Origin of the sequence: Methyloversatilis sp., assembly GCF_965284615.1 — a bacterium.
Taxonomy (GTDB): domain Bacteria; phylum Pseudomonadota; class Gammaproteobacteria; order Burkholderiales; family Rhodocyclaceae; genus Methyloversatilis.
Genome location: NZ_OZ260098.1, coordinates 2,759,419 through 2,780,219, shown reverse-complemented (window position 1 = coordinate 2,780,219; position 20,801 = coordinate 2,759,419). Strand labels below are relative to the sequence as shown.

21 protein-coding genes and 3 tRNA genes are annotated in these 20,801 nt (G+C 65.2%); 23 read left to right on the top strand and 1 reads right to left on the bottom strand.

All coding sequences use genetic code 11. The features are described 5' to 3' along the window. Nucleotides 1–130 precede the first annotated feature (130 nt). The gene (gene acpP, locus ACQ66H_RS13240; RefSeq protein ID WP_430434415.1) at nucleotides 131–376 is read left to right on the top strand and encodes an acyl carrier protein; all 246 of its coding nucleotides are present in this window, start codon (nucleotides 131–133) and stop codon (nucleotides 374–376) included. A 24-nt stretch (nucleotides 377–400) separates the two neighbouring features. Beyond that, on the top strand, nucleotides 401–1,639 hold the full coding sequence (gene fabF / locus ACQ66H_RS13235; protein WP_430434414.1) for a beta-ketoacyl-ACP synthase II: 1,239 nt from the start codon (nucleotides 401–403) through the stop codon (nucleotides 1,637–1,639). Nucleotides 1,640–2,031: 392 nt separating this feature from the next. Here fabF and nadB read toward each other — a convergent pair whose 3' ends face one another. Continuing rightward, the gene (gene nadB / locus ACQ66H_RS13230) at nucleotides 2,032–3,648 is read right to left on the bottom strand and encodes an L-aspartate oxidase (RefSeq protein ID WP_304005093.1); all 1,617 of its coding nucleotides are present in this window, start codon (nucleotides 3,646–3,648) and stop codon (nucleotides 2,032–2,034) included. Between the two features lie 232 nt (nucleotides 3,649–3,880). Between nadB and rpoE the strand changes: the two genes are divergently transcribed. The 21 genes from rpoE to ACQ66H_RS13125 all read left to right on the top strand — a co-directional run bounded on the left by rpoE (nucleotide 3,881) and on the right by ACQ66H_RS13125 (nucleotide 20,793). Then, nucleotides 3,881–4,480 (top strand): RNA polymerase sigma factor RpoE, encoded by a 600-nt coding sequence (gene rpoE, locus ACQ66H_RS13225; protein ID WP_019917809.1) that lies wholly within the window; start codon nucleotides 3,881–3,883, stop codon nucleotides 4,478–4,480. A 5-nt stretch (nucleotides 4,481–4,485) separates the two neighbouring features. Beyond that, nucleotides 4,486–4,992, top strand: coding sequence for a sigma-E factor negative regulatory protein (locus tag ACQ66H_RS13220; protein ID WP_430434413.1), 507 nt, complete (start codon nucleotides 4,486–4,488; stop codon nucleotides 4,990–4,992). Continuing rightward, nucleotides 4,989–5,957: a MucB/RseB C-terminal domain-containing protein gene (locus ACQ66H_RS13215; protein WP_430434412.1), complete on the top strand. Its 969-nt coding sequence runs from the start codon at nucleotides 4,989–4,991 to the stop codon at nucleotides 5,955–5,957. The genes ACQ66H_RS13220 and ACQ66H_RS13215 overlap by 4 nt, the downstream gene beginning before the upstream one ends. Continuing rightward, nucleotides 5,957–6,385: a SoxR reducing system RseC family protein gene (locus ACQ66H_RS13210; protein ID WP_430434411.1), complete on the top strand. Its 429-nt coding sequence runs from the start codon at nucleotides 5,957–5,959 to the stop codon at nucleotides 6,383–6,385. The genes ACQ66H_RS13215 and ACQ66H_RS13210 overlap by 1 nt, the downstream gene beginning before the upstream one ends. Then, nucleotides 6,382–7,824: a DegQ family serine endoprotease gene (locus ACQ66H_RS13205; protein ID WP_430434410.1), complete on the top strand. Its 1,443-nt coding sequence runs from the start codon at nucleotides 6,382–6,384 to the stop codon at nucleotides 7,822–7,824. The genes ACQ66H_RS13210 and ACQ66H_RS13205 overlap by 4 nt, the downstream gene beginning before the upstream one ends. Next, nucleotides 7,821–8,078 (top strand): glutaredoxin family protein, encoded by a 258-nt coding sequence (locus ACQ66H_RS13200; RefSeq protein ID WP_430434409.1) that lies wholly within the window; start codon nucleotides 7,821–7,823, stop codon nucleotides 8,076–8,078. The genes ACQ66H_RS13205 and ACQ66H_RS13200 overlap by 4 nt, the downstream gene beginning before the upstream one ends. A 102-nt stretch (nucleotides 8,079–8,180) precedes the next feature. Next, nucleotides 8,181–9,974 carry a translation elongation factor 4 gene (gene lepA / locus ACQ66H_RS13195; protein ID WP_430434408.1) on the top strand — a complete coding sequence of 598 codons (1,794 nt, stop codon included), beginning with the start codon at nucleotides 8,181–8,183 and terminating at the stop codon, nucleotides 9,972–9,974. Between the two features lie 69 nt (nucleotides 9,975–10,043). Continuing rightward, nucleotides 10,044–10,856, top strand: coding sequence for a signal peptidase I (gene lepB / locus ACQ66H_RS13190; RefSeq protein WP_430434407.1), 813 nt, complete (start codon nucleotides 10,044–10,046; stop codon nucleotides 10,854–10,856). A 44-nt stretch (nucleotides 10,857–10,900) separates the two neighbouring features. Continuing rightward, nucleotides 10,901–11,266: a DUF4845 domain-containing protein gene (locus ACQ66H_RS13185; RefSeq protein WP_430434406.1), complete on the top strand. Its 366-nt coding sequence runs from the start codon at nucleotides 10,901–10,903 to the stop codon at nucleotides 11,264–11,266. Nucleotides 11,267–11,270: 4 nt separating this feature from the next. Continuing rightward, a complete protein-coding gene (gene rnc, locus ACQ66H_RS13180) occupies nucleotides 11,271–11,948 on the top strand; it encodes a ribonuclease III (RefSeq protein WP_019917819.1) in 678 nt (225 codons plus the stop codon). After that, nucleotides 11,945–12,835: a GTPase Era gene (gene era, locus ACQ66H_RS13175; protein WP_430434405.1), complete on the top strand. Its 891-nt coding sequence runs from the start codon at nucleotides 11,945–11,947 to the stop codon at nucleotides 12,833–12,835. Before rnc ends, era begins: the two co-directional genes overlap by 4 nt. 58 nt (nucleotides 12,836–12,893) lie before the next feature. Continuing rightward, a complete protein-coding gene (gene recO / locus ACQ66H_RS13170; protein WP_430434404.1) occupies nucleotides 12,894–13,625 on the top strand; it encodes a DNA repair protein RecO in 732 nt (243 codons plus the stop codon). 2 nt (nucleotides 13,626–13,627) lie between these two features. Continuing rightward, entirely contained in the window at nucleotides 13,628–14,383 is a 756-nt protein-coding gene (locus tag ACQ66H_RS13165) for a pyridoxine 5'-phosphate synthase (protein WP_430434403.1), read from the top strand. Next, nucleotides 14,380–14,769, top strand: coding sequence for a holo-ACP synthase (gene acpS, locus ACQ66H_RS13160; RefSeq protein WP_430434402.1), 390 nt, complete (start codon nucleotides 14,380–14,382; stop codon nucleotides 14,767–14,769). The genes ACQ66H_RS13165 and acpS overlap by 4 nt, the downstream gene beginning before the upstream one ends. Next, complete coding sequence (gene nagZ, locus ACQ66H_RS13155; RefSeq protein ID WP_430434401.1) at nucleotides 14,766–15,800, top strand: beta-N-acetylhexosaminidase; 1,035 nt, start codon at nucleotides 14,766–14,768, stop codon at nucleotides 15,798–15,800. Before acpS ends, nagZ begins: the two co-directional genes overlap by 4 nt. Nucleotides 15,801–15,818: 18 nt before the next feature. Beyond that, complete coding sequence (gene uvrC / locus ACQ66H_RS13150) at nucleotides 15,819–17,597, top strand: excinuclease ABC subunit UvrC (protein ID WP_430434400.1); 1,779 nt, start codon at nucleotides 15,819–15,821, stop codon at nucleotides 17,595–17,597. 5 nt (nucleotides 17,598–17,602) lie between these two features. Beyond that, nucleotides 17,603–18,175 (top strand): CDP-diacylglycerol--glycerol-3-phosphate 3-phosphatidyltransferase, encoded by a 573-nt coding sequence (gene pgsA, locus ACQ66H_RS13145; protein ID WP_019917827.1) that lies wholly within the window; start codon nucleotides 17,603–17,605, stop codon nucleotides 18,173–18,175. A 71-nt stretch (nucleotides 18,176–18,246) separates the two neighbouring features. Beyond that, nucleotides 18,247–18,322: transfer RNA gene (locus ACQ66H_RS13140), tRNA-Gly, on the top strand. 66 nt (nucleotides 18,323–18,388) lie between these two features. Next, nucleotides 18,389–18,462 (top strand) — tRNA-Cys (locus tag ACQ66H_RS13135). A 32-nt stretch (nucleotides 18,463–18,494) separates the two neighbouring features. Continuing rightward, nucleotides 18,495–18,570: transfer RNA gene (locus ACQ66H_RS13130), tRNA-Gly, on the top strand. Nucleotides 18,571–18,738: 168 nt separating this feature from the next. Further along, complete coding sequence (locus tag ACQ66H_RS13125) at nucleotides 18,739–20,793, top strand: extracellular solute-binding protein (protein WP_430434399.1); 2,055 nt, start codon at nucleotides 18,739–18,741, stop codon at nucleotides 20,791–20,793. Nucleotides 20,794–20,801: the final 8 nt, after the last annotated feature.

Genomic DNA, 20,801 nt, shown 5'->3' with positions numbered 1-20,801 from the left:
GCGGTGTGCGGCGCGCAAGAGCCATACACCTCCAAAGGCGAAGTGGACCAGGCTTTCTGTTACACTCGCGCCACTTTTTTTTCGCGCTCTCACGCTCTAGTCAGGGCATACACAGGGAAGGAGTACCGCAATGGAAAACATCGAACAACGCGTCAAGAAGATCGTTGCCGAACAACTGGGCGTCAACGAAGCCGAGATCAAGAACGAATCGTCTTTCGTCAACGATCTGGGCGCTGACTCGCTCGATACGGTTGAACTGGTCATGGCGCTCGAAGAAGAGTTCGAATGCGAAATCCCCGACGAAGAAGCCGAGAAGATCACCTCGGTGCAACAGGCCATCGATTACGTGAACCGTCATCTGGCCAGCAAGGCCTGATCGTTTCATCGAGCGGAGTACGTTTTGGCACGTAAAAGAATAGTTGTCACCGGCCTGGGCATCATTTCCCCGGTCGGGAACACGGTCGGACAAGCCTGGGAGAACATCCTGGCGGCGAAGTCGGGGATCCGTCGCATCACGCGTTTCGATCCGTCCGAACTGCCTGTCCAGATCGCGGGCGAAGTGCGCGATTTCGACGTCGCCAACTACCTGTCTCCGAAAGAGGCACGGCGTTTCGACACCTTCATCCATTTCGGCATTGCTGCCTCGATGGATGCCATCCGCGATGCCGGACTCGAGGCGAATCCGGCCAACGCCGAGCGCATCGGCGTCTGCGTCGGCTCGGGCATCGGCGGTCTGCCGATGATCGAGGAAACGCACAACGCAATGCTGGCCGGCGGCGTGCGCAAGGTGTCGCCGTTCTTCGTGCCGGGCTCGATCATCAACATGATCTCCGGCATCGTGGCGATCAACTACGGTTTCAAGGGCCCGAACTTTGCGACCGTCAGTGCCTGCGCGACGGCCAACCACTCGATTGGCGAAGCGATGCGTCTGATCGAGTATGGCGACGCCGACGTGATGATTGCCGGAGGTGCCGAATCGACGATGTGCCCGCTGGGCGTGGCCGGCTTCGCGGCTGCCAAGGCGCTGTCGGGCCGTAACGATGATCCGGAGACCGCCAGCCGTCCGTGGGACAGCGGTCGTGACGGCTTCGTGCTGGGTGAAGGTGCTGGCGTGCTGGTGCTCGAGGAGTACGAGCACGCGAAGGCCCGCGGCGCACGCATCTACTGCGAGCTCGCCGGCTACGGCATGAGTGCCGACGCGCATCACATCACTGCGCCCTGCGAGGACGGTGAAGGTGCATCGCGCAGCATGGCGAATGCGCTGCGCAACGGTGGTGTGGCGCTGGACGAGGTCAACTACATCAACGCTCACGGCACATCCACGCCGCTGGGCGACATTGCCGAAACGGTGGCGATCAAGCGCTGTTTTGGTGAGCACGCCAAAACGCTGTGCGTCAGCTCGACCAAGTCCATGACCGGTCACGCACTGGGCGCGGCCGCGGGTATCGAGGCGGTGGTGACGGTGATGGCGATCCACAAGCAGATCGCGCCGCCGACCGCCAATCTGCGCGACCAGGATCCGGCCTGCGATCTCGATTACGTGCCGCTGGTGCCGCGCGAGATCAACATCCGTTCCGCGCTGTCGAATTCCTTCGGTTTCGGCGGTACGAACGCGACGCTGGTCTTCCGTCGCATGTGAGGAGAGACCGGCCTTGAACCGCGAGCGGCTTCAGGGCTTCCGGCAGATGCATCTGAAAGGGTCACGTCTTCGCGACGTGGCCCTTTTTTTCGCCTCGCTTGCCGCTGTCGTTGCGTCGGTACTGCTAGGCCCTCTCGCCATCGGGCTCTGTGCGCTCTCGCTGCCGCTGACGGTAGCGGTGCGCGTGCGAGCGGGGCGCCTGTGCGGGCTGGCGAGCGAGGATGGCGAATCCCTCACTTGCGTTCAGTCCGTCGGCGAAGCGCTGAGCGGCCGCCCCTGCGCAGCGAGAATGGGGCGTGCTTGGACTTCGGTCACGCTGGAAGGCGATGGCGGGCGACAGCACCTGCTGCTGTTTGCGGACCAGTTCGACAGCGTCAACGATTACCGGCGCTTCAGACTGTGGTTGCGTGCAGTTCTTCTGGCTGACGCGAGCGACGCGGACGCAGGATGGTTGGGCTGGCTGCGTCGCTGGTATCGGGGTAGTCACGACTGAAATGCAGGCCGCGACTCTCGTGCCGCTGCATCGCGCTGCGCACGATGAGATGGGCGGTCATGACCAGATTGCGCAATTCGATCAGGTCATTGCTGATGCGGAAGTGCGCGTAGTACTCGTCGATCTCGCGTTCGAGCAGGCGGATGCGATGCAGTGCGCGTTCAAGGCGCTTGTTGGTGCGGACGATGCCGACGTAGTCCCACATGAAGCGGCGCAGTTCGTCCCAGTTGTGCGCGATCACCACCTCTTCGTCGGCGTCGGTTACGCGGCTTTCGTCCCAGGCCGGCAGGTCGGGCAGGGAAGAGCCGGGTCGAGCGAGGATGTCCTGTGCCGCAGACTCGGCATAGACGAGGCATTCCAGCAGCGAGTTGCTGGCCAGCCGGTTGGCGCCGTGCAGACCGGTGTAACTGGTCTCGCCGATCGCGTACAGGCCATCGACATCGGTATGCGCACGCTGGTCAACCTTGACGCCGCCGCATGTGTAATGCGCCGCTGGCACCACCGGAATCGGCTGCCGCGTGATGTCTATGCCGAGTTCGAGGCAGCGTGCATGGATGTTCGGGAAATGGCTGATCAGGAAGTCGGCCGGCTTGTGCGACACGTCAAGATAGACGCAGTCGAGACCGCGCTTCTTCATTTCGTAGTCGATCGCCCGTGCCACGACGTCGCGCGGCGCCAGTTCGGCGCGTTCGTCGTGCGCCGGCATGAAGCGTTCGCCGTCGGGCAGCCGCAGCAGGCCGCCCTCGCCGCGCATCGCCTCGGTGATCAGGAAGGACTTGGCGTGCGGGTGGTAGAGACAGGTCGGGTGAAACTGGATGAACTCCATGTTTCCCACCCTGCAACCGGCGCGCCACGCCATCGCGATGCCGTCGCCGGTCGCGGTATCCGGATTGGTCGTGTACAGGTAGACCTTGCCGGCACCGCCGGTGGCCAGCACGACCACTGGCGCTGCAAAGGTATCGACGCGGTCGTTCTCGATGTCGAGGACGTAGGCGCCGGCGCAGCCCAGTTCTGGGCGACCGATCTTCCAGCCGACGATCAGATCGACCGCCAGATGGCGTTCGAAGATGTGGATGTTCGGGTGCGCCTTGACCTGACCGGTCAGCGTCATCTGGATGGCCGAGCCGGTCGCATCGGCCACATGCACGATGCGGCGGTGGCTGTGGCCGCCCTCACGAGTCAGGTGGTAACCGAGCGAGGTCTGGTCGTCGCGCGTGAAGGGGACGCCGCGGCCGATCAGCCACTCGATCGCGCGTCGGCCGTTCTCGACCACGAAGCGGCTGGCTTCCGGGTCGCACAGTCCGGCGCCGGCGACCAGCGTGTCGCGCAGATGCGCCTCGACCGAGTCCTCGCTGTCGAGCACGGCGGCCACGCCACCCTGGGCCCAGCTGGACGCCGAGTCCTCCAGCTTCTGCTTGGTGACCAGGGCGACCTGGCGACCGGCTTCCGCCAGTCGCAAAGCGAGCGCCTGTCCGGCCAGGCCGCTTCCGAGTACCAGCACGTCGAATGTCTGCACGGCGATCAGCAGTTCAATGGGAGGGCTGCACTATATCGCAGCGCAGCGAGAGGATGCCGGCCGCGGACGTGCCGACTGCAATGAACTTTGTCGGAAGCCCCCGGTCTGTGCTGGCATGGACGCGACACTACACCCCCTTCAAGTGGTACCCAGGCCTGCGCGCTCGGATATACTGCGCGCCAGTTCAAAACCCGCGCCGGTGAAAGACCCGGGTGGCACAACATCGGCCCAGATGAGCGAGCGAGAGGTTGACCAGCTGCTTGTCGAGCGTGCGCAGCGCGGCGACAAGCAGGCCTTCGGTCTGTTGGTCAGCAAGTATCAGCGCAAGCTCGGACGGCTGCTGTCGCGCCTGATACGCGACCCGGCCGAAGTAGAGGACGTGGCACAGGAGGCCTTCATCAAGGCTTACCGTGCGTTGCCCTCGTTCCGCGGTGAGAGCGCGTTTTACACGTGGCTGTACAGAATAGGCGTCAATACGGCGAAGAACTACCTCGTGTCGCAGGGGCGCAGGGCCCCGACCAGCACGGAGTTCGATTCCGAAGAGGCGGAAAACTTTGACGACAGCGACAACCTCCGGGACATCAACACCCCCGAGCGGCTGCTGCTGACCAAGCAGATCGGACAGACGGTGACCTCCGCAATGGAAGCACTGCCCGAAGAACTGCGCACAGCCATCATGCTGCGTGAGCTCGAAGGCATGGCCTACGAGGAGATCGCGACAGTGATGGATTGTCCGATCGGGACGGTGCGTTCGCGCATTTTCCGTGCCCGGGAGGCGATCGCCGAGAAGCTGCGGCCGCTGCTCGACACGGCTCCCGACAAGAGGTGGTAACAGGCATGAGAGAGAATCTGAGCGCATTCATCGACAACGAGCTCGATGAGCGCACGTCGCAGCAGGTGCTGGATCGCCTGCACGCGGACGGCGATCTGCGCGATGAGTTTGCATTGCAGGTGATGATTGGCGATGTACTGCGCGGCGACGATGGTTTCGACGCGCGTTTCACGGCGTCGGTCATGAGCAGGCTCGACGACGAGCCCACGGTGCTGGCGCCGGTTGCCTTCCGCGTCCAGCCCGAAGCGAAGCGACTGTGGATGCCTGCCGCGGCGGCCGTCGCCGGCGTCGCGCTGGTGTCCTGGCTGGGGCTCGACCTCATGTCCGCGCCCGACGTGCAGCCGCAACTGGCGGTTGCTCCGGTGGTCGTGCCGGTGCAGCTTGCACAGACCGAATCGCCCCTTCGCGCCTATCTTGTCGCGCATCAGGGTTACTCGCCGACCGGCAGCATGCAGGGCGTCGCGCTCTACGCGCGCGGCGTTTCGGATCCGCAGACCGACGACCGTCGATGATCGTGCGGGCAGTCTGGCTGTTTGCGTCCCTGCTGTTTGCGCAGGGCGCGCTGGCCCAGGGGCAGCCTGAAGCGCTGTCCCTCCTCGGGCGAGCGGTGAGCGCCTCGCAGCGCACCTCCTACATTGGCACTTTCGTCTATCAGAGCGGTTCGAACGTCGAAACCTCGCGTGTCGCGCACTACGTTGACACCGACGGCAATTCGGTCGAACGGCTGGAAGTGCTCGACGGCAGCCCGCGCGAGGTTATCCGCGTCAATGACGAGGTGCGTTGCTACCTGCCAAAGGAAAAGATCATCATCGAGGACCGGCGTGGCGCGCGGAAGACTTTCCCGTCGCTGTTGCCGGAGTCGGTCGGTGCGCTCAGCGATTACTACACGGTTCGCAAAGGCCCGCCCGGCCGCGTCGCAGGCTTCGATACCCAGTCCGTGCTGCTCGAGCCGAAGGACGGTTACCGTTACGGTCACATGTTCTGGATCGAGGCACAGACCGGCCTGTTGCTGAAGGCGCGCATGGTGAACGAGCGCAGCGAACCGATAGAGCAGTTCGCCTTCGCCCAGCTGCAGCTCGGTCCGGCGCTGACGCGCGAGGACGTGCAATCCAGGCTGGCCGCCTCGTCGTCGGGCTGGAAGGTGCATACGGCGAATTCGACCCAGGCTCAGAATGCCGACCTCGGCTGGACGATGAATGGCGACGTGCCTGGCTTCCGCCAGATCGCCGGCATGAAGCGGTCGCTCGGCCCGGACCGCCCCGACATGGTCCATATGGTTTTCTCCGATGGCCTCGCTGCGATCTCGGTATTCATCGAGCCCTACCGCAAGGAAGACGGAAACGTCGTCGGGCCGATGAAGCATGGCGCCGTGAACGTGTACAAGCGACGGCTGGCGGGCTACGTCATTACCGCGCTCGGCGAAGTGCCGCCGCACAGTCTGCAGCGCATGGCGGACGCGGTGGGACAGAAGCGTTGATGAACGTCCGTTCGGGTCAGGTCCGCCGCGTCGCCGATGGTTTCGCCTGGGTCGATGTGGAGCGGCAGAGTGGTTGCGGTCGATGTGCCGAAAGCGGTGGCTGCGGTCGGGCCTGTGAATCGGCCGCGGCGACCTACGTCATACCCGTCAACGTCGCCGTGCTGCCAGGCGAACGCGTCGATGTCGTCGTGTCGCAGCGGGCGCCGCTGATTGCAGCGCTGCTGACCTACGGCGTCGCGCTGCTCGCGCTGTTCGTGGGTGTTGCACTGGCGATGCTGCTGGCCGGCGATTCGGACCTCTCAGTGGCAGCAGGGGCCGTGGTCGGTCTGATCGCCGCTGCGGGCTGGCTGCGCGGCAGTCGCTCGCGCAGCACGCTCATTCCTTCCGTACGTATCCTTTCCGGTCGCGACCTTTCGCCCAGATCATGAAATCCCTGTTCGCGGCTGCGATGTTCAGCCTGAGTTGCCTGTTTGCCATCGTTCCTCCGGCCAGCGCGCAGCGCGAACTGCCGGATTTCTCGCAACTGGTCGAGCAGCAGGGGCGGGCGGTGGTCAATATCAGCACGACGCAGAAGGTCAGTACGCGGGCGATGCCGCAGCTGCCGCCTGGGCTGGACGAAGACGATCCAATGTTCGATTTCTTCCGCCGCTTCGTTCCGCAGCAACCCGGTGTGCCGGGCTCGCAGGACGCCCGATCCCTCGGGTCAGGATTCATCATTTCGGCCGACGGCTATCTGATGACCAATGCTCACGTGGTGGACGAAGCCGACGAAATCACCGTCCGCCTGTCCGACAAGCGCGAATTCCGGGCGCGCGTGATCGGCGCCGACAAGCGTACCGACGTCGCGCTGCTCAAGATCGACGCCACCGGCCTGCCGGTCGTTCGCTTCGGTGACGCCAGCAAGCTCAAGGTGGGCGAGTGGGTGGTGGCCATCGGCTCGCCTTTCGGTTTCGAAAGCTCGGTCACCGCCGGCATCGTGTCGGCCAAGGGTCGCTCGCTGCCGCAGGAAAACTTCGTTCCTTTCATCCAGACCGACGTCGCCATCAACCCCGGCAATTCGGGCGGGCCGCTGTTCAATCTGCGCGGCGAGGTGGTGGGCATCAATTCGCAGATCTACAGCCGCAACGGCGGTTTCATGGGCCTGTCCTTCGCCATTCCGATCGACGTGGCGATGGATGTGCAGTCGCAACTGCGCGCCACCGGCCGCGTTCAGCGCGGACGCATAGGCGTGGTCATACAGGAAGTGACGAAGGAACTGGCCGACTCCTTTGGCCTGCCGAACGTCGAAGGTGCGCTGGTCAGTTCGGTCGAGCCGCGCGGCCCGGCGGAGAAGGCGGGCATCGAACCCGGCGACGTGATCCTGCGTTTCGACGGCAAGCAGGTCGAAAAGTCGGGCGATCTGCCGCGGCTGGTGGGCGGAACGAAGCCAGGCACGGCGTCGGTTGCGCAGATCTGGCGCAACGGTGCGACGCGTGACATCCGCGTCACCGTGGCTGAACTGAGTGACGAACGCATCGACCCGCGCAAGGCCCGCCGTGGCGCGGCGCCCGAGGCGGCACCCGCACCCAACCGGCTGGGGCTGGTGCTGTCCGAGCTGACGCCGCAGCAGAAGCGCGAACTGAAGGTCGAGGGCGGGCTGAAGGTGGAGGAAGTCGCGGGCAACCAGCGATCCGACCTGCGTGCCGGCGACATCATCCTGGCGGTGATCGCCCGCGGCAAGCAGACACCGGTCGGCACGCTGGAGCAGTTCAACAAGATCCTCTCCAGCATCGAACCCAAGGTCGGGCTGACGGTGCTGGTGCGCCGCGGCGACAGCCAGACCTTCCTGACGCTGCGCGCGCCGAACGGGCAGGGCGACGGCAAGTGAGCGGCGCTCCGCGCGAACTGACGCTCTACCTGCGGCGCTGGTGTCACCTGTGCGACGAGCTGATCGAGGCGCTCGAGCCGCTGATCGCCGGCCAGGGGATCAGTGTGCGCGAAATCGATATCGACGAGCACGAGGAATTCGAGGACGCCTATGGCGAGCACATTCCGGTGCTCTGTGCGGGCGATCGCGAACTGTGCCGGCACCGGCTGGACGAGGGGGCTGTACGGGCCTATCTGCTAGAATCGCGCGCTTGACTGCAGGCCCGGTCCGGCTGACCGCACAGGGGTGCCCGCCACGGCGCCCTTTTTTGTTTTCCGCCGCCCTTTTTTGATTCCGTTCCCGATTCCATTCGACTGATGCAGCACATCCGAAATTTTTCCATCATCGCCCACATCGATCACGGCAAGTCCACGCTGGCGGACCGGCTGATCCAGCGCTGCGGCGGCCTGTCCGACCGTGAGATGGAGGCGCAGGTGCTTGACTCGATGGATCTGGAGCGCGAGCGCGGCATCACCATCAAGGCGCAGACCGCTGCGCTGTCGTACAAGGCCAAGGACGGTCAGGTCTATAACCTGAACCTGATCGATACCCCGGGGCACGTCAACTTTTCCTACGAGGTGAGCCGCTCGCTGTCCGCCTGCGAAGGCGCGCTGCTGGTGGTCAACGCATCTCAGGGTGTCGAAGCGCAGACGGTGGCGAACTGCTACACCGCGCTCGACCTCGGCGTCGAGGTGGTGCCGGTGCTGAACAAGATGGACCTGCCTCAGGCCGATCCGGACAACGCGAAGCAGGAAGTGGAGGACGTGATCGGCATCGACGCGACCGACGCCATTCCGTGTTCGGCCAAGACCGGCATGGGCATCGACGACATCCTCGAAGCGGTGATCGCGCGCATTCCGGCGCCCAAGGGTGATCCGGCTGCACCGCTGAAGGCGCTCATCATCGATTCCTGGTTCGACAACTACGTCGGCGTGGTGATGCTGGTGCGTGTGGTCGATGGCGCGCTGAAGCCCAAGGACAAGATGCTGCTGATGTCAACCGGTGCCCAGTACCAGTGCGACCAGGTCGGCGTGTTCACGCCGAAATCGGTGCAGAAGACCAGTCTGTCGGCTGGCGAAGTGGGTTTCATCATTTCCGGCATCAAGGAACTGCAGGCCGCCAAGGTGGGCGACACCATTACGCTGGCCGACCGCCGCGCCGACGCGCCGCTGCCCGGCTTCAAGGAAATCAAGCCGCAGGTGTTCGCCGGTCTGTATCCGGTCGAGGCCAGCGAGTACGACCAGCTGCGCGAGTCGCTGGAAAAGCTCAAGCTGAACGACGCCTCGCTGCAGTACGAGCCGGAAGTGTCGCAGGCACTGGGCTTCGGTTTCCGCTGCGGCTTCCTCGGCATGCTGCACATGGAAATCGTGCAGGAGCGGCTGGAGCGCGAGTTCGACATGGACCTCATCACGACGGCGCCGACCGTGGTGTACGAGGTGCTGATGAACGACGGCAGCGTCGTCATGGTCGAGAACCCGTCCAAGCTGCCGGAAACGTCCAAGGTTGCTGAAATCCGTGAGCCCATCATCAAGGCGGTCATCTTCATGCCGCAGGATTACCTGGGTGCGGTGATCACGCTGTGCGAACAGAAGCGCGGTCAGCAGGTGAACATGCTCTACCACGGCCGTCAGGTGCAGCTGACCTATGACCTGCCGATGGCCGAAGTGGTGTTCGACTTCTTCGACAAGCTGAAGTCGGTGTCACGCGGCTATGCCTCGCTCGACTACGAGTTCAAGGAATACCGCGCCGCCGACGTGGTGAAGCTCGATCTTATGGTGGCGGGCGAGAAGGTCGATGCGCTGTCGGTCATCGTGCACCGAGCCAACGCGCAGTTCCGGGGCCGCGAGGTGGCGGCGAAGATGCGCGAGCTGATTCCGCGCCAGATGTTCGACGTGCCGGTGCAGGCGGCGATCGGTGCGCACATCATCGCGCGTGAAACGATCAAGGCGCTGCGCAAGAACGTGCTGGCCAAGTGCTACGGCGGCGACATCACGCGGAAGAAGAAGCTGCTGGAAAAGCAGAAGGCCGGCAAGAAGCGCATGAAGCAGGTGGGCAATGTGGAAATTCCGCAGGAGGCCTTCCTTGCCGTGCTGCGGGTTAACGACAAGTAAGGACCAACAGGCTCGGACGACAAACGAGGCGTCCGCCCGGATGCCCGACAATACGACTGGATTTCCATCTTGAATTTCGCACTGATTCTTTTTGTGCTGTGTGTGCTCACGGGCATTCTGTGGGTGATGGACAAGGCGGTGTTCGCCAAGCAACGCCCGGCCGGCAGCCCCGACCCGTGGTGGGTCGAATACGGTGCCAGCTTCTTCCCCGTCATCATCGTCGTGTTCACGCTGCGCAGTTTCGTTGTCGAGCCCTTCCGCATTCCGTCCGGCTCGATGATTCCGACCCTGCTGGTGGGCGACTTCATCCTGGTGAACAAATACACCTACGGCGTGCGGCTGCCGGTGCTCAACACCAAGATCGTCAACATGAATGATCCGCAGCGCGGCGATGTGATGGTGTTCCGCTACCCGGCCGATCCGTCGGTCAACTACATCAAGCGCGTGGTCGGCCTGCCGGGCGACAAGATCGCCTACCAGAACAAGCGACTCACCATCAACGGCGTCGAGGTGCCGGTGAAGGCGCAGGAGGACTACTTCCACAAGGAACGTGCCTACTATTCCAATCGTTACTCGGAAACGCTGGGCGAGGTCGAACACTCCATCCTGAACGACCGCGACGCCCGCGCCGACGTACCGATGGCGCTCGATTTTCCGGGCCGCGAGAACTGTGTCTACAATCACGAAGGGGTGCGCTGCGAGGTGCCGGCCGGCCACTATTTCGTGCTGGGCGACAACCGCGACCAGAGTGCGGACAGCCGTGTGTGGGGCTTCGTGCCCGACGCCAACATCGTCGGCAAGGCCTTCTTCGTCTGGTTCCACGCGGATGCCATCGTGCCGCCGAAGGGCATCGATTTCGGCCGCATCGGCAGCTTCCGTTGATCCGGCAGCGTCAGACAATCAGAACAGGCAACAGGGAGACAGCGATGCAGCGCAAGCAGTCCGGTCTGAGCATGGTGGGATTCATTCTGGTGGCGGGTCTGATCGCCATCGTCGTCATTCTCGGCATGAAATCGGTGCCGGCGGTGATCGAGTACTACACCATCCTGAAGAACGTGAAAGCCATCGTGAAGAGCGGCGAGGTCAAGGGCGGCACCGTCGCCGACTACCGCAATGCCTACGCCAAGCGCGCCATCATGGACGAAATGTCCAGCGTCACGCCGGCCGATCTCGACATCGTCAAGGACACCCAGGGCGTCGAGATTTCTTTCGCCTATCAGCGCAAGGTACCGCTGTGGGGGCCGGTGAGCCTGTTGTTCGAATTCGAAGGGTCGGCCTCGGGGTCGAACTGACGCGTTGAACCCGGATGCCCAGATCGAGCAGGCGCTCGGCCACGTTTTCGCGTCGCGCGCACTGCTCGCACAGGCGCTGACGCACAGCAGCTTCTCTTCCACCCACAACGAGCGGCTCGAACTGCTGGGCGACGCGGTGCTCGACTGCGTCGCCACCGATCTGCTTTTCCGTCGCTTTCCGGACGTGCCCGAAGGTCTGCTGTCGCGGCTGCGCGCGTCGCTGGTGAAGGAAGACACGCTGGCCGAAATCGCTGCCGCCATCGCTGTCGGCGACGCGCTGCGGCTCAGCGCGGGCGAGCTGAAGACCGGCGGTCGCAGCCGCCCGGCGCTGCTGGCGAATGCACTCGAAGCGCTGATCGGCGCAGTCTTTCTCGAAGGTGGCTACGAAGCGGCGCGCAAGGTGGTCGCGCGCCTGCTCGATGCCCGCCTGAATGCACTGAATCCCGAGCGCGACGCCCGCGACCCGAAGACGGCGCTGCAGGAATGGCTGCACGCGCGGGCCAAGAAACCGCCGCGCTACGAAATCGCCTCCACCTCCGGCCCGGCGCACGCACCGGTGTTCTGCGCCGCCTGCATCGTCGAAGCCTATGGTCTGCGCACTGAAGGCGAGGGGCGCAGCCGCCGCCACGCCGAGCAGGCCGCCGCCACGCGCGCACTCGAACAACTTCAGGGGCAGTCATGACCGACATCACTCATTGCGGCTTCATCGCCATCGTCGGTCAACCCAACGTCGGCAAGTTGACGCTGATGAACCGGCTGATCGGCCAGAAGGTGAGCATCACCTCGGCCAAGGCGCAGACCACGCGTCACCGCATCCACGGCGTGCTGACGCGCGACGCGCATCAGTTCGTGTTCGTCGATACGCCCGGCTTCCAGACCAAGCACCGCAACGCGCTCAACCGCGTGATGAATCGCGCGGTCACGCAGGCGCTGGCCGACGTGGACGTGATCCTGTTCGTGATCGAAGCCGGTCGGCTGACCGAGGCCGACGAAGAGGTGATCGCGCTGCTGCCGAAGGACCGACCGGTATTGCTGCTGCTGAACAAGACCGACAAGACGGGCGATCGCGCCAAGCTGCTGCCCTTTGTCGAGCGCATCGCGAAGCTGCACGACTTCCACGCCATCATGCCGGTCAGCGCGCAGCGCGGCGACGGGCTGGACGCGCTGCTGAAGGTAGCCGGCGAACTGCTGCCTGAAGGTCAGGCGATGTTCGACGCTGACGACTTCACCGACCGCAGCGAGCGCTTCCTCGCTGCCGAATACATCCGCGAAAAATTGTTCCGGCAACTGGGTGACGAACTGCCTTACGGGCTGGCGGTCGAGATCGAGCGCTTCGAGGCGGAAGGCAATCTGCGCCGCATCGCCGCCTGTGTCATCGTCAGTCGCGAGGCACACAAAGGCATCGTGATCGGGCAGGGTGGCGAGGTACTGAAGTCGGTCGGCTCGGCAGCGCGCAGCGACATGGAGAAGGTGTTCGGTTCCAAGGTTTTCCTCGAACTGCACGTGAAGGTCCGCAGCGGCTGGGCCGACGACGAGCGTGCGCTGAAGAGCCTGGGCTTCGAGCCATGACCTCGTTGGCGATGCGCGCCATCTGCGCTGACGGGCCCACTGCCGGGAAGGCCGTGCCGTGACCTCCGGCAAGCAGCGGGTGGACGGCCAGCCGGCCTTCCTGCTGCAGTCCCACCCCTATCGCGAAACAAGCCTGGTGGTTAACGTGTTCAGCCGCGACTTCGGCCGCATCGGTCTGGTCGCGCGCGGTGCCAAGCGGCCGCGTTCGCAGCTGCGGGGCGTGCTGGTCGAATTCCAGCCGCTGGATCTGGGCTGGTTCGGTGCCGGCGAACTACGCACGCTGGCGCGTGCCGAATGGCAGCGTGCATGGCCCATGCTGTCCGGTCCGCGCCTGCTGCTGGGCTACTATCTGAACGAATTGCTGCAGCGTCTGCTGGCGCGCGACGACGCGCATCCGGCGCTTTTCGACCTGTATGCCGAAGCCGTTCAGAAGCTCGCGCTGGCGCCGGCCGAAACGGTGCGTCACGAAGCCTTGCTGCGCGGTTTCGAAAAGGCGCTGCTGCGTGAACTGGGCTACGGGCTGACGCTCGATCACGACGCCAACGGCGACGCGATCGATCCGGCGGCGCACTACATGTACAAGCCCGAACTCGGTCTGCTCGAAGGCGAGGGTGGCGTGGACGACGTCAGCCTGAGCGGCGCGCAGGCGCTGGCCATCCACGCTGACGACTACGCCGACACGCAGGTCGCGCGGCTGGCGAAGACATTGATGCGCGTGCTGATCGCGCATTATCTGCAGGGACAGGAGCTGCGCACGCGGCGCGTTTTCATCGAACTACAGGATCTCTGAACATGATCGAACTGGGCGTCAATATCGACCACGTGGCCACGATACGGCAGGCGCGCCGCACCTACGAACCGGATCCGGTGTGGGCGGCGGTCGAGGCCCATCTGGGCGGTGCCGACGGCATCACCGTGCATCTGCGCGAGGACCGCCGCCACATCCAGGATGACGACGTGCGCCGGCTGCGCGATCTGGTGCACATCAAGCTCAATCTCGAAATGGCGGCCACCGAGGAAATGGTGGGCATCGCCTGCGCACTGAAGCCGGAAATGGCCATGCTGGTGCCGGAAGGCCGGCACGAGGTGACGACCGAGGGCGGGCTGGACATCGTGTCGCAGGAAGAGCGCCTTATCGGTGTGGTCGGCCGCCTGCGCGACGCCGGCATCGTCACCAGCGTATTCATCGATGCCGAGCCGGCGCAGATCGAGGCGGCCGCCCGCATCGGCGCGCAGGTGTGCGAGGTGCACACCGGCCCCTACGCGCATGCCTTCCACGGACTTGGCCGCGACCGTGAATCACAGGCCGTGGTGGTCGAGCTGGACAAGGTGCGTGCCGGCGGCAAGATGATCCGCGACCTCGGCATGCGATTCAACGCGGGTCACGCGCTGAACTACGCCAACGTCCAGCCGGTGGCCGAACTGCCGGGCGTGCGCGAACTGCACATCGGACACGCCATCGTCAGCCGCTCGGTGTTCGTCGGCCTGCGCGAGGCGGTGCGCGAAATGAAGGCACTGATGCGCGAGGCGGCCGGGAGGGCTGCGTGATCTTCGGCATCGGCACCGACCTGTGCGGCATCGCGCGTTTCGAGCGCATGCTGGCGGAGGACGGTGACGGCATCGCGCGGCGCATTCTGGCCGCCGCCGAAGTGTCCGAGTACGAATCGGCGAAGCAGCCGGCGCACTTCCTGGCCAAGCGCTTCGCTGCCAAGGAGGCGCTGGGCAAGGCGCTGGGCACCGGCATCCGGACGCCGGTGCTGCTGCGCTCGATCGCCGTGACCCACGACGATCTGGGCAAACCGGCCTTCGCCTACGACGAAACGTTCACGGCGTGGATGAGCACACGCGGCCTGCGTGCTCATCTGTCACTGTCGGACGAAACCGAACACGCGCTCGCCTTCGTGGTGGTCGAGCGCATGGAGAACACTGCATGAGAACGACCCCGCCCGGACCGGTCATGATCGACGTGGCCGGTTTCGAACTGGATGCTGAAGACCGCGAACTGTTGGCTCACCCGTCGGTCGGCGGGCTCATCCTGTTCGCCCGCAACTTCCACGACGCGCAACAGCTGGCCGCGCTGACCGAAGCCATCCACGCTGTGCGCAGACCGCCACTGCTGATCGCCGTCAACCACGAAGGTGGCCGGGTGCAGCGCTTCAAGTCCGATGGCTTCAACCATCTGCCGTCGATGCGCACGCTGGGTACGCGCTACGAGGCGGATGCGCAGGGCGCGCTGGCCGACGCGCGCGCCGCCGGTTACGTGCTGGCGGCCGAATTGCGCGCGCTCGGCGTCAACCTGTCCTTCACGCCGGTGCTCGATCTCGACTTCGGCCGCAGCCGCGTGATCGGTGATCGCGCCTTCCATCGCGATCCGGCCATCGTCGTACCGCTGGCTGGTGCACTGGCGGAAGGCCTGCGTGCCGCCGGCATGAAGTCGGTCGGCAAGCACTTCCCCGGCCACGGTTTCGTCGAGGCGGATTCGCACGTCGCGATTCCGGTCAACGAGCGAGATTTTGACACCCTCTGGGCCGACGACATCCGCCCCTACATCGACCTCGGCAAGCAGATCGACGCGGTGATGCCGGCGCACGTGATCTATCCGGCGGTCGATCGAATGCCGGCCGGTTTTTCGCGCGCCTGGGTGCAGGGCATCCTGCGCGACAAGCTCTCTTTCGACGGCGTGGTGTTCAGCGACGACCTGTCGATGGAAGGCGCGTCGGTGGCGGGCGATGTGGTCGCGCGCGCGGAAGCCGCGTGGGACGCGGGCTGCGACATGGTGCTCGTGTGCAACGCGCGCGACCAGGCGGTGAAGCTGATCGACGGCTGGCGGCCGGCGTTCGACAGCGTGCGCAGCGCGCGCGTCGAGTCGCTGATGCCACGCCAGCCCTACGGTGACCGCACGGTGCTGGCGCAGGACGCGCGCTACCGCGATGCCCTCGGCACGGTGCAGCGCCTGATCGCCTGACAGAGGACACCGCGAGGCATGGGTTTCGACGCGAAGGCCTGGCTGCCGACGGTGCCGGAAGACCCCGGTGTCTATCGCATGATAGGCGCCGAGGAGGACGTGCTCTACGTCGGCAAGGCGAAGAACCTGCGCCGGCGCGTGTCCTCCTACTTCCAGCGCACGCCGTCGAGTCCGCGCATCGGCCTCATGGTGGCGCAGGTCGCGCGGGTGGACATCACCGTCGTCAGGTCGGAAGCCGAGGCCCTCATCCTCGAGAACAACCTGATCAAGAGCCTGCGGCCGAAGTACAACATCCTGTTCCGGGACGACAAGTCCTATCCCTACATCCGGATCAGCAACGACCGCTTTCCGCGCATCGGTTTTTTCCGCGGCACCGTGGGGCGCGATGCGCGCTACTTCGGGCCGCTGCCGAACGTGTGGGCGGTGCGCGACACGATACAGCTGGTGCAGCGCGCCTTCCTGCTGCGCACCTGCGAGAACAGCGTGTTCGCCAACCGCTCGCGGCCTTGTCTGCTGCACCAGATCCACCGTTGTTCCGCGCCCTGCGTCAACCTCGTGTCGAAGGAGGACTACGACGAGGACGTGCGGCTGACCGCGCTTTTCCTGAACGGCCGTCATTCCGAGGTGATCGACAAGCTGTCGGCGCAGATGAACGCTGCCGCCGAGGCGCTCGCCTTCGAGAAGGCGGCGCAGATACGCGACCAGATCCGGGCGCTGTCCAAGGTGTTGCACAAGCAGTTCGCCGACAGCGCGCGCGACGAGGACCTCGACATCGTCGTGGCGATCGAGCGTGACGGCGCCGCCTGCGTCAATCACGCGATGGTGCGCGGCGGGCGCCACCTCGGCGATCACGCCCACTTCCCGGCGGCCGGGCAGGGCAGTGCGGCCGACATGCTGGTGGCCTTCCTGAGCCAGCACTACGCAAGCGGCAACGCGCCCAAGCGCATCGTCGTCAATGTGCTGCCGGAGGATGAAGTGGAGGCCCCGCTGCCGGGCTCGACGCTTGCGCTCGCGCGCAACGAGCGCGAACGCGCGTGGGCGGACATGGCACTGAAGAACGCCGAGATCGCGCTGCGCGCCAAGATCGACGCCGGCGCGCGCGCCTCGCATCGTGTGGCGGCACTGGTCGATGCGCTCCAGCTCGACGTCGCGCCCGAGCGCATCGAATGTTTCGACATCAGCCACACGATGGGTGAGGCGACGGTCGCTTCCTGCGTCGTGTGGGCCCATGGCGCGATGCGCAACGGCGAGTACCGCCGCTACAACATCGACGGCATCACCCCGGGTGACGACTACGCAGCGATGCGTCAGGTGCTGACGCGGCGCTACGAGAAGGTAGCGAGCGGCGAGGGCGCGCGGCCCGACCTGGTGCTGATCGACGGCGGCAAGGGCCAGCTCGGTATCGCGGTCGAGGTGATGGCCGAACTCGGACTCGATCTGCCGCTGGTTGGCGTGGCCAAGGGCGAAGAGCGCAAGATGGGGGCGGAAGAGCTGATACGCCCCGGTGTCGCGGCCGGTCTGGTGCTCGGGCCCGACCATCCGGCCTTGCACCTGATCGCGGAAATCCGCGACGAAGCGCACCGTTTCGCCATCGCGGGGCACCGTGCCAAGCGCGCGAAGAAGCGCCTCACGTTGACGCTGGAAGACATTCCGGGCATCGGTCCGGCGCGCCGCAAGCGTCTGCTCACGACCTTCGGCGGGCTGGCTGGCGTACGCAACGCCACGGTCGAGGATCTGTGCCGGGTCGAAGGCATCAGCCGCAAGCTCGCCGAACAGATACAGCGGCAGTTAAACTAGGGCACATGTTTACGCTGCCAACCGCGCTGACCTGGGCGCGCATCCTGCTCATTCCGCTGTTCGTCGGCGTTTTCTTCCTGCCTGATCAGACGCTGGTCATGCCGGACAAGAACCTGATCGCTACCGTGGTGTTCGTCATCGCGGCCATCACCGACTGGCTCGACGGCTATCTCGCCCGCACGCTCAACCAGACCTCCGCCTTCGGTGCCTTCCTCGACCCGGTGGCCGACAAGCTTATGGTGGCGGCGGCCTTGATCATGCTGGTCGAGCTCGACCGCACCAGCACCGTCATCGCCCTCATCATCATCGGTCGCGAAATCACCATTTCCGCATTGCGCGAATGGATGGCCAAGGTGGGGGCTGCGCGCAGCGTCGCCGTGTCGATGATAGGCAAGGTGAAGACGACGGCGCAGATGATCGCGATCCCGATGCTGCTGTACTTCGATCCGCTGTTCGGGATCGACGTCGGGTTCATCGGCGGCAAGCTGATCTGGATCGCGGCGGTGCTGACCGTGTGGTCCATGGTGTACTACATGCGAAAGGCATGGCCCGAACTGCGTGCGCGCAAGGCGATCTGAGCGCGCCGCAAAAATCTTCGGCGCGAAGTGTTCACAGCTTTTTCGGCAGGCCTATAATGCGCGCCTGTCTTGCGGGAATAGCTCAGTTGGTAGAGCGCAACCTTGCCAAGGTTGAGGTCGCGAGTTCGAGCCTCGTTTCCCGCTCCAAGATTTGAAAAAGGGGAAGTTCTTCTTCCCCTTTTTATTTGCAGCCCCTGACCGGGCTGCACCACCGGCGAGGTGGCAGAGTGGTCATGCAGCGGCCTGCAAAGCCGTGGACGCCGGTTCGATTCCGACCCTCGCCTCCAGGACAATTCGGTCGGTACGCAAGTGCCGATACGCGGGAATAGCTCAGTTGGTAGAGCGCAACCTTGCCAAGGTTGAGGTCGCGAGTTCGAGCCTCGTTTCCCGCTCCAACACCCAGAACGGGGACGCCTTTCGAGGCGTCCCCGTTCTGCTTTCCAGGCCCGCCACCTCCCCTGTATGACGCCTTCCGCGCGCACGGGCGTGTCGTAATGTCGATGCGTCCCCGCCAGCGGCGCGATATGCTGGGCCGCTATGCTCAGGCATGAGGTGCAGCATCCGTGCGTCCGCTCAAGTACCGTTGTTTCCTGTGCGTCTTCCTGCCGTGCCTGCTCGCGCTGTCTTTCGGCGCGTCCGCGGCCAGCGCGGCGGGCACGGTCCGCCTGGTCGCTGCTGAGCTGTCGCCCTACATCGGACCGACGCACGCACGCGAGGGCTATGTTGCAGAGCTTGTCCGTAGCGCGTTCGAGCGCGTCGGCTACACGGTGGATCTCCGCTTCTATCCGCCGGCGCGCGCCCGCAGCGTCGCGGCTTCGGGGCAGGTCAACGGACTGTTGCCGGCGCCTGACTCCGGTTCGCTGGAGAGCGAGTTCGTGCTGTCCGCGCCCTTTCCCGGCGCCAACGGCGGTCTGCTGAAGAAGCGTTCGCTCGCCATTCCCTATCCGGCCGACGCGGCGACGCGACCGCTGGACACGCTGCGCCAGCTGTCGCATCTGCGTTTTGGCGCCGTGCGCGGCGCATCGGTCTCAGCCGCGTTCGACGGCGCGGATTTCCTCAAGCGCGAGTACGTCGATCGCGACCTGCAGAACCTCGACAAGCTGGCGCTGGGCCGCATCGATCTGATGGTGGTCAACAAATTCCGCGCCAGCGATCTGATGATCCTGCACCGCCCGCACCTTATCGGGCAGCTCGAATTCCTGCGGCCACCCCTGTTCCGCAGCGATTTTCACGTCGCCTTCTCGCGGCGCGCGCCACGGCACGAGCGGCTGCGCGCCGACTTCAATCGCGGACTGTCGGCGCTGGTGCGCGAAGGGCGCGTCGAGGACATCCTGATGCGGCACGGGCTGAGCGTGCGCAAGCCACAGGGCTCGGGACGCGACGTGATCACGGTGGCTACGGTCAACAATCCGGACATGCTGCTGCTGAAGTCGCTGTCCGCCGAGTTCACGCGCCAGAACCCGGGCGTGCAGATCGAGTGGCGGGTGCTGGACGAGAATTCGCTGCGCACGCGTCTGATGACCGATCTGGCGATTGCCGACGGCCAGTTCGACGTGATGACCATCGGCTCCTATGAGGCACCGCTGTGGGCCGCGCGCGGCTGGCTCGCGCCGTTCCGCGATCTGCCGGCCGGCTACCGCGCCGACGACCTGCTGGCGCCGGTCCGCGACAGTCTGTCCTATCGCGGCGAGCTGTATGCCTTGCCCTTCTATGCCGAGAGCTCGATGACCTTCTACCGGCGCGATCTGTTCCGCGCTGCCGATGTCGTCATGCCGGCGCAGCCGACCTATACCGACATCCGGCGACTGGCGGCGCGGCTGCACGATCCGGCCAAGGGCATCTACGGCATCTGCCTGCGCGGGCGACCCGGCTGGGGCGAGAACGTGCCGGTGCTCACGACCATGGTGAATACCTTCGGCGGCCGCTGGTTCGATCCGCAATGGCGACCGGAGATCGACAGCGCACCGTGGCGCGAGGCGGCGTCGCTCTATATCGATCTGCTGCGTCGCTACGGGCCGCCCGATTCCCACCTCAACGGCTTTCCGGAAACGCTCGACCTGTTTGCCCGCGGCCGCTGCGCGATGTGGATCGATGCAACCGTGGCGGCCGGCTTGCTGTTCGATCCGCGGACCTCGTCGGTCGCCGCCAGCCTTGGCTTTGCGCCGGCGCCGGTCGAGCGCGTCCGGGACGGCGCGAACTGGCTGTGGGTGTGGTCGCTGGCGGTGCCCGATTCGTCGCCGAACAAGGCGTTGGCGCGCCGCTTCGTCGAGTGGGCGACGTCGGCCGATTACGTTCGTTTGGTGGCGGCGCGCCGGGGCTGGGTCGCGGTGCCGCCAGGCACCCGACAGTCAACCTACGATGCACCCGGCTATCGCGACGCCGCGCCGTTCTCGCGCTTCGTGAACGAAGCCATCGCCGGTTCGCACACGCAACTGCCGGGGCGCCACTACAGCGGTGTGCAGTGGGTCGGCATCGCGGAATTTCCCGCCATCGGTCACGCCGTCGGCTCCGAGCTGGCGCGTGCTCTGCAAGGCGAGCAGGACGTCGATACCGCGCTGCGCAGATCGCAGGCCGAGGTGACGCGGCTGATGCGTGATTCGGGCTATCTGAAGCGCTAGAGCAGGCC